Origin of the sequence: Ochrobactrum sp. S1502_03 (assembly GCF_044435015.1) — a bacterium.
In the GTDB taxonomy this organism is placed as follows: Bacteria; Pseudomonadota; Alphaproteobacteria; order Rhizobiales; family Rhizobiaceae; genus Brucella; species Brucella chromiisoli.
The window spans coordinates 71,422-82,481 of the sequence record NZ_JAYEXN010000015.1; the positions used below are offsets into that span (position 1 = coordinate 71,422).

Below are 11,060 nucleotides of genomic sequence, written 5' to 3' on the forward strand. Positions count from 1 at the left end.
CTTAATCAAACTGAAACCGCAAAGACATTCCTATGCCCCATGACACGCCTTTGATTGCAGCAATTGTCATCGGGTTATGTCTGGCATTTCTTTTCGGCACGATTGCCACGCGTCTTAAAATTTCTCCTCTCGTCGGTTATCTGCTGGCCGGTATTATTGCCGGACCCCATACGCCCGGCTTCGTCGTCGATCAGGATCTCATTCTTCAACTGGCCGAAATCGGCGTTATTCTGCTGATGTTCGGCGTGGGCCTGCATTTTTCCCTCAAAGATCTGCTTTCGATAAAGGCCATAGCGGTGCCCGGTGCGCTGGCACAAATCGCGACAGCCGCAGCCCTTGGGACCGCTCTTGGTTTAGCACTTGGCTGGGATGTAAAAGCCGGACTGGTTTTTGGCCTGGCCCTTTCCACTGCCAGCACTGTGGTGCTTTTACGCGCCATGCAGGACATGCGTCTCATCGATACAGACCGGGGCCGCATCGCAGTCGGCTGGCTGATTGTTGAAGACCTCGCCATGGTTCTGGCGCTGGTGCTGCTGCCAGCACTTGCCAGCTTAAGCAGTGAACAAGGTCACGCAGTCGCCAGCGATCCCATCGCCCAATGGCTGGGGCTCGGCATCACCGGCATCATTGTCTTCACCATTGCCAAGGTCGCGGTGTTTGTCGCTCTCATGCTGGTGGTTGGCCGCAAGGTCATTCCATGGCTGCTGAATGTCATTGTGCAGACCGGATCACGCGAATTATTTCGCCTTGGTGTTCTTGCAATAGCCCTCGGCGTTGCTTTTGGTGCGGCACATCTGTTCGGTGTGTCTTTTGCACTTGGCGCATTTTTCGCTGGCATGGTGATGAGCGAATCCGAACTCAGCCATCGCGCTGCCGAAGAATCCCTGCCTTTGCGCGATGCGTTCGCCGTTCTGTTCTTCATTTCAGTGGGTATGCTGTTTGATCCAATGAGCCTCATTCGCGATCCCCTGCCCCTGATCGCGACTCTTGCCATCATTCTGGTGGGTAAATCGGTTGCAGCTTTCTTTATCGTACGCGCGTTTCGCAGGCCAATCGGAACCGCCTTGACCATTTCTGCAAGCCTGGCCCAAATCGGTGAATTTTCTTTCATTCTGGCCGGATTGGGTGTCAGCCTCAATCTGCTGCCGCCCGATGCCCGTGACCTGATCCTTGCCGGTGCAATGCTGTCGATCTTTCTCAACCCATTGATGTTCATTGCTGCGGAGCGTATGCGGCCATGGCTTGAAAAGCGGCTGGGTGGAGAAATAGCTCATGACGAAAGCGTCCCATCCAGCGGCGATACGGATCGCTCCGAACCCCGGCCAATAAGCCCCCTCAAAGGGCATACGATCATCGTCGGCTATGGCCAGATCGGCAAACACATCGCTTCAAGTTTACAGGAAAGGCAGTTACCTTTCCTCGTTGTCGAAAATTCGCCCAAGATTTATTACAAATTGAAAGAAATCGGCATTGAAGCTATTGCGGGAAATGCCTCGGATGCTGAAATATGGGAAACGACGAATCCGGAATTCGCTCAACATATTGTCATTGCAATAGCCAATGCCTTTGAGGCAGGACGCATAACAAGTCTTGCCCGATCCGCGAATCCCGGCATCCGTATCATTGTGCACGTCTGCTCACCAGCAGAAGCGAAATATCTGGAGGACCTGGGTGCAGATGAGGTTATTCTAGGGGCTGCAGAAATTGCCAGCGCCATGGAACGCGCGATAAGCAGCGAGGCCAGCGCCACGCGGAAGCAATCGGTTAGGACACAGTCCGACGCCACGACAGATTTGAATGGGAATGCACCGGAACTGTCCTGAAAGGTACAACCGATGCGCCAAAAGGGGATGACATGCGAAATAAAGGTGCGGTGGCCAGTTAATGAAGTTTAAGGATTATATCTGGCCAATAATAGGCATTTGTGCAGTCGCTATTTCAGCATGGCTTCTCTATCGTGAATTGCGCAGTATCTCGCTTGATGACGTTCTGGACAGCCTTTACGCGATCCGCGCTCATCATTGGCTTCTTGCAACCGCCGCAGCACTCCTCGCCTATAGCTCGCTCGCTGGCTATGACCGCATCGCACTTCTTCATCTGCGCAGAAAAATATCCTGGCTCTTCATCGCGCTGTGCTCGTTCACAACTTACGCCTTATCGCACAATATCGGAGCCTCCGTTGTGTCTGGCGCTGTCGTGCGCTACCGCGCCTATTCCTCGCAGGGCATGCCCGGCAGTGAAATCGCCGTCCTCATCGCTTTCTGCTCTTTCACATTCGTGCTGGGCGTCATCATCACATCAAGCATCGTGCTTCTGCTCGAACCGCATATTCTCATGCGTTTCAACGAAGACCTGACGCCGACCGTTTCCACCATCATTGCTTTGCTGATGCTGGCATTCGTGTTGCTCTATATTTTTGGTAGCTGGCTCCAGCTTCGCCCATTGCAGATCGGTAAATTCCGTCTGGAATATCCGCGCCTTCCCGTGGTCACACAGCAGCTTATAGTGGCGCCACTCGAACTCATCGGCGCTGCAGGCATCATCTATTTTGCACTCCCAGAAGCGGGCAATCCCGGCTTTCTGATCATCCTTGGCATCTTTCTGGTATCGTTCTCGGCGGCGCTTATTTCGCATGCACCCGGTGGGCTTGGTGTGCTGGAACTGGTGTTTCTCACCGGCTTGCCGGACATGAATCAGGCTGATGTTCTCGCCGCACTGATTGTTTTCCGTCTCCTCTATCTGCTGATCCCTTTTGCCATCTCGCTCTTTGTGGTTCTGATTTTCGAAAAATCACAATTCGTATTGCGGTGGAACGAAAAGCAAAAGAAGTGAGACAGCGAGGCGGGTATAATTTTTACATATCCGCCTCAAATTGAATTCATTTTTCTTAAAAATAGGCATAATCACCCCTATCTTGGAAATTGCTTCGCATAACCTCCCAATGCAAAAGCAGAAACAGCCTTATCCCAAGGCACTTCCAAGAGGAACTTACGCATGCCTGCGACATTGATCATCCCCGGTTACAAGGGATCGGAAGCAGGCCACTGGCAGCGCCAATGGTTGCATGACGATCCGTCAGCAGTGCTTGTCGAACAGGACGACTGGCACTATCCGGTGCTATCCGACTGGATGCACGCGCTCGAAGCCAAACTCGCCGAGAATCCCGGTGCGGTTCTGGTTGCCCATAGTTTAGGTTGCATTCTTGTTTCGCATCTCGCAAGCCGTCCGGCTGCAGCTCACGTTGCTGGCGCACTTTTAGTCGCCCCGGCAGACGTTGAAACCATGTCCCGCCGCGACAGCCGCTTTGAAAGCTTTGCGCCGCTGCCGCGTCATGAACTGACTTTCCCGTCCATCGTCGTTGCCAGCCGCACTGACGACTATATGAGCTTTGCCAAGGCGGAAGCCATCGCCAATGTCTGGGGTGCAGGCTTTGTCGACATGGGTGACGCCGGACATATCAATGTGGAAAGCGGCTTCAGCCGCTGGCCGGAAGGCGCGATCCTCGCCTCGTCCCTGCATCGTGAACCCATAACACACACGCTCTCCCAAGCAGCGTGACCGCAAACCGCCCGCTTTTTTATAAGTCGGGCGGTTTCTTTTAACTATGCTGTCTGCGTTCCAGCCAGACTTTAAGAACGAGCGTCAACAACGCAATGCCCGCCAATGTCGAAGCCGCAGCAAAAGCCCCGGCAACATTATAATCGTTGAACAGAAGTTCAACCTGCAAAGGCAGCGTATTCGTCTTACCGCGAATGGCACCCGATACAACGGACACAGCGCCGAATTCACCCATCACGCGTGCATTGCAAAGGACTGCGCCATAAAGCAGCGCCCATTTGATATTGGGAAGCGTGACATAAAAAAATGTCTGCCACGCATTGGCTCCAAGCGTCAGAGCCGCTTCTTCCTCATCACTGCCCTGCACTTGCATCAATGGAATGAGTTCGCGCGCCACAAAGGGCGATGTCACAAACAGGCTCACCAGAAAGATGGCTGGAACGGTGAACATGATCTTGATGTCATACGTTTCAAGCAGCGGCCCGAGCAGCCCTTGCGAGCCATACAAAAACAGATAGGTCACACCCGCAACGATAGGCGACACGGAAAACGGGATCTCGACGAAGGTAATCAGCAGCCTGCGCCCGGGAAAGCGGAATTTCGTGACCAGCCATGCAACACAAATGCCGAATGCCATATTGATCGGCACAACGACAATTGCGGTCAAGACCGTCAACCACACTGCATGCAGCGTATCAGGCTTGAGGATTTCTCCAAAGAAGACATCCACGCCCTTGCTGAAAGCATAGGAGAAGATGACGGCCAGCGGCGCGCCAATGCAAATTGCCGACAGAATTGCAGCAAGCCCGATCAACAGGCTGCGCACAGGACCCGGCGCATTGCGCGCCTGTAAACTCGCACTACCGCTCTGCATAACGAAGCTGCCTTGCCTGAATGAGGTTGGTTATGAGCAGCATGAAAAACGCCATCACCAGCATAACAAAAGCAAGTGCGGCGGCTGCCGGATAGTCATATTCATCCAGCCTGATAAAAACGAGAAGCGACGTCACTTCCGTTTCAAAAGGCAGGTTGCCGGAAATGAAGACGATAGAGCCAAATTCTCCAAGACTACGTGCAAAGGACAATGATGCGCCGGCCAGAAAAGCGGGAAAGATCGTCGGCCAGATAATAAGCGAAAAAATCTGCCAGGGTGTAGCGCCAAGACTGCGCGCCGCCTCCTCCACATCCGCACTCATGTCCTCAAGCACCGGCTGCACCGTACGAATGACAAACGGAATACTAGTGAAAAACATGGCAATCATGATACCAAGCGGCGCGTAAGCAACTTTAATACCGATGGGTTCGAGAAAACGTCCAAACCAGCCATTTGGGGCAAACAATGTCACCAGTGCCAGACCGGCAATCGCCGTTGGCAGCGCAAAAGGCAAATCAACTGCCGCATCAATCAACCGCTTACCCGGAAACTGATAACGCGACAAAACCCACGCCAGCAGCAAGCCGAAAAGACCATTCAACACGGTGGCCACCGCTGCGGCACTGATTGTGATGCGAAACGTCGCCAGCGCACGATCGGAGGTAACAATTCTCCAGAAATCGCTCCAGCCGAGGCTGGCAGTTTTCAGAATCATAGCCAGAAGCGGCAAAGCGACAATGACCGCCAGATACAGCAAAGCGCAGCCGAGGGTCAGCCCGAACCCCGGCAACACCGAATTGCGTTTCATGCTCAGAAGCGACACTGGATTTTCCAAATGAAAGGCGAGCGCTGACTGCTCTCGCCGGATAATTGTTTTTACTTGGCAGTAAAGAGCTTATCGAGCACACCGCCTTCGGCGAAATGATCTTTCTGAACCTTCTCCCAACCGCCAAAAGCATCTTCAACCGTTACAAGACGCACATCTGGATAAATATCCTTGTGCTTTGCAATCACGTCCTTGTCATGCACACGATTAAAGTTCTGCGCAAGAATTTCCTGCCCTTCCGGCGAGTAAAGGTAATTCAGATACGCTTCGGCAATCTTGCGTGAACCGCGCTTATCGACGACCTTATCAATCACTGTCACCGGAAACTCAGCAAGCAGGCTGACTTCTGGCACAACCACATCATATTTATCTGCACCCAGAACCTTCTCAGTGCCGCGGGTTTCCGCTTCAAACGTCACCAAAACATCGCCAATGCCGCGTTCGGCAAAGGTCGTCGTTGCACCACGACCGCCCGTATCAAACACTGGAACATTCTTGAAGATTTTACCGATGAATGCGTGAACCTTTTCCTGATCACCCTTGAACGCTTCATTGGCATAGGCGGTGGCTGCGAGATAAGTGTAGCGCGCATTGCCGGAGGTCTTAGGGTTAGGGAAGACTACCTTCACATCGTCGCGAGCCAGATCGTCCCAGTTCTTGATGCCCTTTGGATTGCCTTCACGCACCAGAAACGCCGGGAATGAATAATAAGGCGAGGAATTATTCGGCAAACGCTTCTGCCAGTCAGCGGGGATCAAACCACCCTTGTCATGGAGAACCTGCACATCGGTTACCTGATTAAAGGTCGCAACGTCCGCTTCAAGGCCTTCCAGAATGGAGCGTGCCTGCTTGGATGAACCGGCATGAGACTGATTAACGGTGAGATCTTCCCCCGTCTTGGTTTTCCAGTCAGCCACAAAGGCCTTGTTCACCTGCTCATAAAGCTCGCGCGCAATGTCATAAGAAACATTGAGAATATCATGAGGCTGCTCTTGTGCCTGAACCGGGGCAGCACCCAAACCAAGCGCAACCGCCGCATATAGAATAATTTTCTTCATAATCCGCACCCTTCTCCCTTTGCGTACACAAAGGACCCATAACTCGGTCTTTATTGGGAAATAAATCTACATGGAGAAGAGCAATAAGCAACCTAAATCATTGATTTAAATATATAAACTACTTTTAAAACCATTCTTGGAAATCTTGCCTCTATGCAAAAAACGCATGAGAAAAATTTTCCATGAAAGCAACAAGAGGCGAAACAGAAATAGAGAAGCCGGAAGCTTTCGCCTCCGGCCTTCGAAATTTTTTCTTGGTTGAGAGCGCATCTGAGCCAAGGACTGTTTCACACTTTTCGGGATCTGCTCTCAATCTCACCAAAAACCGCGATGCTGCCAGCACCACAGAAAACTTTGCTCCCCGCGGTCAAGGCGATGGCGACGGCGTTCAGCAATTTCCTCAGCATTCAACTTCATCTTACCCCAGGGCTGTGCGAGACCGGCCGCCACGCCCAGCACAGCATTTTCTAAGCTTTGAGCCAGCAAGTTTAATTTGCGCTTCATAAATCCTCCAGTTCGCGCCCATTTCGCGAGCAGCTATTCAAAGCAGCGACTTGGAACTTACGTCCTATCCGAACGAAGCGAAGATCTGATTCAATCAGATCAAATCGCGCTCAAGCCGCAACAATGAACAATGTGTTAATTTTGAAGGCTTGCGCATTAAAGTCAATATCATACTGATTTTATCGGAGTTTACAGAACGAAATATTTTGCAAGCATCGCGAGGATGCCCGCAAAATTATTCCGGCTTACAGCGTATAATCGTCAACCGGCCTGATCCGTACTTTCTCGATGTGCCGCCCCGTCATGGCTTCAATAGAGAACTCATATCCATCTGCCACAAAATGTTCACCGCCAAGCGGCAAATGACCAAGGTGCCAGAGAATATAGCCGGCAAGCGTGGTGTAACGATCGCTGTCATCAACGAGATCACGCTGAAGTATGCTGCTAAGGCGGCGAATATCGGTAAAGCCATCAACAAGATAGCCGCCCATTCCGTCCGATTCCGCCACCGCGGCTTCCTCGTCCTCATCAGGGAATTCACCCGCAATGGCTTCCAGCACATCGGTCGGTGTCACCACGCCTTCGAACGAACCGTGCTCGTCGACCACCACGGCCAACTGGACCGGCGAAACACGAAGCTGCTCCATAACCCGAAGCACATTGGCATTTTCATGCACAACAAGCGGCTGCTTGACCACATTGTCCCAATTGATTGGCTTGCGATCGCTCATGTCGAGCAGCAAATCTTTCACCAGCACCACACCAACAAATTCATCGACCTGTCGGCGCGCCACCACAACACGCGAATGCGAAAGTCCACGGATCGCCTGATGCAGTTCATTTTCGTCTTCATCCAGATCAAGCCATTCGACTTCATTGCGCGGCGACATGATCGAGCGCACGGAACGATCAGCAAGATCGAGAACACCACGGATCATTTCCTTCTCTTCGGGCAGGAAAACGTCACTGGCAGCCGTTTGCTGGGCGATGACATCGACCGTATCCGAGAGCGGATTGTCATCGCGCTGACCCCCGAGCAGACGAAGCACAGCACCAGCGGTTCTCTCACGCAAGTCGTTGGTTGTCACCAGCTTCTCGCGGTTCTTGCGTGCCATCTGGTTGGCGGCCTCAATCAGCACCGAGAAGCCAATAGCGGCATAGAGATAGCCCTTTGGAATATGGAAGCCGAAACCTTCGACAACGAGGCTGAAACCGATCATCATCAAAAAGCCGAGACAGAGGATGACAACGGTCGGATGCTTGTTAACGAAATCCATAAGCGGACGCGAAGCCAGCATCATCACACCAATAGCGATAACAACGGCAATCATCATCACCGGCAAATGCTGCACCATACCAACAGCGGTGATCACGCTATCAAGCGAGAAGACGGCATCAAGCACGACGATCTGAACGATAACCTGCCAGAAGATCGCATGCACAACACGCGTATTCTTCGGACCATGCGCGCCCTCAAGCCGCTCATGCAGTTCCATTGTGCCCTTGGCGAGCAGGAAAAGACCACCAATAAGCATGATAATATCGCGACCGGAGAAAGAAAGCTCCATTACGGTAATCAATGGCTCGCGCAGCGTCACGATCCAGGAAATGGATGCAAGCAGCACAAGGCGCATCACAAGCGCCAGCGTGAGGCCGACAATACGCGCACGATTGCGCTGATGCGGCGGAAGTTTATCGGCCAGAATTGCGATAAAGACGAGATTGTCGATGCCAAGAACAATTTCAAGCACCACCAATGTCACCAGACCTATCCAGGCATTGGGGTCGGCAATCCAGTCCATGGACCAGTCCATGATGTGTCGGCTCCTATAAAATCAACGAAAAGAAAAAAGAGAAAAAACGCCGCATGCATTTCCCTTCCGAACCGCTGAAACGCAGAACGGTATGAGGAAATTGCAAACGGCGTGAATAAGTTCAAAGCCTTTTAGGTCCGATGCTCCCGGAATGGGAGCGGGACTTCGTGAAGACGAATCGTCAGGACTGTCGCCGGGCATAAAGCGCGATGAACCTTTTAAAAAGACATGAACCGGACACGTTGCGTGCCCCTCAATGCCATGTTGTCATTTGAACGTATGAGCGCTGTATTATGCAGACACAAAGCGCGCACGCAAGACCATATCTATTCAGCAGGAGAAACCTGCACGCCACGCTTACGTTCACGGCGTGGACGCGCCTTGAAGAATCGCATCCCGATCACCGTCGCGACAATCGTAACGGCGGTGATGCCAATAACGAACCAGAACATATGGTCACGGTCCATTTTGGCAAAAATACCCATTCCACGACCAGCCAGCCAGCCCGGCAGAAACATGAGCGGAGCCCAAACCATCGCAGAAAGCACATTCGCCGTCTGAAAACGTTTCTGATCCATCGACATCATGCCCGCCACCATCGGAACGGTACAACGCACGGGGCCAAAGAAGCGCCCAAGGAACACGGCAGAGAAACCATAGCGGCGGAACAGCAAACGCGCACGCGCAACACCGCTGCGGTGTTTATTCAATGGCCACTTATGAATAACACTGCGACCAAGCCACCAGCCAAGAAAATAGGAAACAATATCACCAATTACGGCACCGATGATTGCACCGATGATGATTGGCCAGGGTTCGACGATACCAGCGCCAACCAGACCGCCAATTGCGAGCATGATTGGCGTGGCCGGAATGAACATTCCAATAATAGCGAGAGACTCGCCGAAGGCTATCACGCCCACGATCGGACCCGCCCATACCCGATGATCGGAAATGAACTGTCCGAGATCGCTAATTATGCTTTCCATTCCGTCCTCAAAATGCCGCGAACCGGATTTTGAAGCACGCCCCGATCTTGGGGGCACTTCGAGTTTTCTGAAACGAGGATAACCCGGTGCATGAACCCCTCGCCTGCCTGCGCGTCACAAACGCTTTCGGCATTTTGCTCAATGATAAAAATCATATCAGTCAATCAAGTCTTTTATATCCTTAAGCATCCAGACAAGCATCAAAAATTGATGACATACGTGCGACATTTGCAGCGAAAATCATGCCTGTTCTGCTTTTGAATAGCCAGATTGAGCCTTGTGGATATGGAAACTCCGCAGCGACGTTACAACGCCCGATCAAAAAAATGTTTCAAAACAGAATCATAACCAAATTGATTCCGCATAAAAGTCCGCTTTCAGCAATCAAGGCGATTGTTTATCATCTATACGCGAAATGCGTGTAAGCCTAACCGATCACAAAACCGCGCATTTCCGGGCTTTCTAAAACCAAACCAATTTTTTTTCGATTTTTTTCGATTGAAGGCTAGACACAGACAAAAGCGGCCTTTATAGAACCGCTCACCTCACCGGGGCCGCTGCCTCGGAGAAGCGAGTGGGTGATTAGCTCAGTTGGTAGAGCAGCTGACTCTTAATCAGCGGGTCGTAGGTTCGATCCCTACATCACCCACCAATCTTTTCAATAAGATACGCTAAATTCCGCTGAACAGAAAACTTCCAGTTTACAATTAGTTTACAGACTTTGTTCTGTCTTTGGGCATCAACTCCCATTCTTCTGTCCTGCTCATTCGTTCCTCTTAAACCGCTCGGTGATGATCTCGAACAGAGCATCACTGATCCACATGCCGCAGACACCAACAACAAATGCAGCTGCATGAAGCCCGACATTGGAACCGTCATCCGGTGGCAGTGGAAAGTTCATAGCTCTGAGATAATGCACAATCGGGCCGGTGAGATAACCCGCCGCCAATGCACCACAGATAGGCGAAGCTATCGTTTCCCGCATAGATGCCTTCTTACGGGATAATGCGCGAAGTATGCCCCCTGCAAAGCCAGCGATAAGCACCGAAGTTTTCAGGCCGTATTCAGTAAACGGATCATTCATCACTGACCGTTGCCCCTCTTATTTCTCATCATGCTTCGCGCATTCGTCTTTTGACCAGACGCCACCGGCGCAGCCTCGAACGATAGTGCGATCGATCTTTCGCTGATCCGCGTCAGTTGCGCCGCGCGCGCCGAGCAAATCAGTTCCAAGAACGCTACGGACGCCACTCACATTTGCCGGTCCTGAATGTCCACACCCCGCCAGCGTCAATGCACTCATCATAAGAATGAGCAGCGTCCAGAGCTTTGCCTGTGGCTTCATTGTTCTGCCTTTCGATCTTGGTTTCGATGCTGGCCCTGCCTGATAGCTTTCCGGCGACATAACTACCGCCAGCGATAAGGGCGGCAGCAGCA

11 protein-coding genes and 1 tRNA gene are annotated in these 11,060 nt (G+C 52.0%); 4 read left to right on the plus strand and 8 right to left on the minus strand.

Features of this window, described 5'->3' with window-relative positions; all coding sequences use genetic code 11:
- Positions 1–32 precede the first annotated feature (32 nt).
- The 3 genes from ybaL to VBH83_RS11745 all read left to right on the plus strand — a co-directional run bounded on the left by ybaL (position 33) and on the right by VBH83_RS11745 (position 3,558).
- Positions 33–1,823, plus strand: a complete 1,791-nt coding sequence (ybaL, locus tag VBH83_RS11735) for a YbaL family putative K(+) efflux transporter (RefSeq protein ID WP_265985342.1) — start codon at positions 33–35, stop codon at positions 1,821–1,823.
- A gap of 61 nt (positions 1,824–1,884) precedes the next feature.
- Complete coding sequence (locus VBH83_RS11740; RefSeq protein WP_265985343.1) at positions 1,885–2,832, plus strand: lysylphosphatidylglycerol synthase domain-containing protein; 948 nt, start codon at positions 1,885–1,887, stop codon at positions 2,830–2,832.
- A gap of 162 nt (positions 2,833–2,994) precedes the next feature.
- A complete protein-coding gene (locus VBH83_RS11745; RefSeq protein WP_265985344.1) occupies positions 2,995–3,558 on the plus strand; it encodes an alpha/beta hydrolase in 564 nt (187 codons plus the stop codon).
- A gap of 40 nt (positions 3,559–3,598) precedes the next feature.
- Here VBH83_RS11745 and cysW read toward each other — a convergent pair whose 3' ends face one another.
- From cysW to VBH83_RS11775, 6 genes are all read right to left on the minus strand, one after another.
- The gene (gene cysW / locus VBH83_RS11750) at positions 3,599–4,432 is read right to left on the minus strand and encodes a sulfate ABC transporter permease subunit CysW (RefSeq protein WP_265985346.1); all 834 of its coding nucleotides are present in this window, start codon (positions 4,430–4,432) and stop codon (positions 3,599–3,601) included.
- The gene (gene cysT / locus VBH83_RS11755; RefSeq protein ID WP_265985481.1) at positions 4,419–5,240 is read right to left on the minus strand and encodes a sulfate ABC transporter permease subunit CysT; all 822 of its coding nucleotides are present in this window, start codon (positions 5,238–5,240) and stop codon (positions 4,419–4,421) included. Before cysT ends, cysW begins: the two co-directional genes overlap by 14 nt.
- A 68-nt stretch (positions 5,241–5,308) precedes the next feature.
- Positions 5,309–6,316 (minus strand): thiosulfate ABC transporter substrate-binding protein CysP, encoded by a 1,008-nt coding sequence (gene cysP, locus VBH83_RS11760; protein ID WP_265985348.1) that lies wholly within the window; start codon positions 6,314–6,316, stop codon positions 5,309–5,311.
- A 315-nt stretch (positions 6,317–6,631) separates the two neighbouring features.
- Positions 6,632–6,820, minus strand: a complete 189-nt coding sequence (locus VBH83_RS11765) for a hypothetical protein (RefSeq protein ID WP_265985350.1) — start codon at positions 6,818–6,820, stop codon at positions 6,632–6,634.
- A 245-nt stretch (positions 6,821–7,065) separates the two neighbouring features.
- The gene (locus VBH83_RS11770) at positions 7,066–8,634 is read right to left on the minus strand and encodes a TerC family protein (protein ID WP_396997786.1); all 1,569 of its coding nucleotides are present in this window, start codon (positions 8,632–8,634) and stop codon (positions 7,066–7,068) included.
- A gap of 326 nt (positions 8,635–8,960) precedes the next feature.
- The gene (locus VBH83_RS11775) at positions 8,961–9,623 is read right to left on the minus strand and encodes a DedA family protein (RefSeq protein WP_265985352.1); all 663 of its coding nucleotides are present in this window, start codon (positions 9,621–9,623) and stop codon (positions 8,961–8,963) included.
- Positions 9,624–10,199: 576 nt separating this feature from the next.
- Between VBH83_RS11775 and VBH83_RS11780 the strand changes: the two genes are divergently transcribed.
- A tRNA-Lys gene (locus VBH83_RS11780) sits at positions 10,200–10,275 on the plus strand.
- Between the two features lie 111 nt (positions 10,276–10,386).
- Here the strand turns inward: VBH83_RS11780 and VBH83_RS11785 are convergent.
- Both VBH83_RS11785 and VBH83_RS11790 read right to left on the minus strand, forming a co-directional pair.
- A complete protein-coding gene (locus VBH83_RS11785) occupies positions 10,387–10,707 on the minus strand; it encodes a hypothetical protein (protein WP_396997788.1) in 321 nt (106 codons plus the stop codon).
- A gap of 18 nt (positions 10,708–10,725) precedes the next feature.
- Entirely contained in the window at positions 10,726–10,968 is a 243-nt protein-coding gene (locus VBH83_RS11790) for a hypothetical protein (RefSeq protein ID WP_396997800.1), read from the minus strand.
- Positions 10,969–11,060 lie beyond the last annotated feature (92 nt).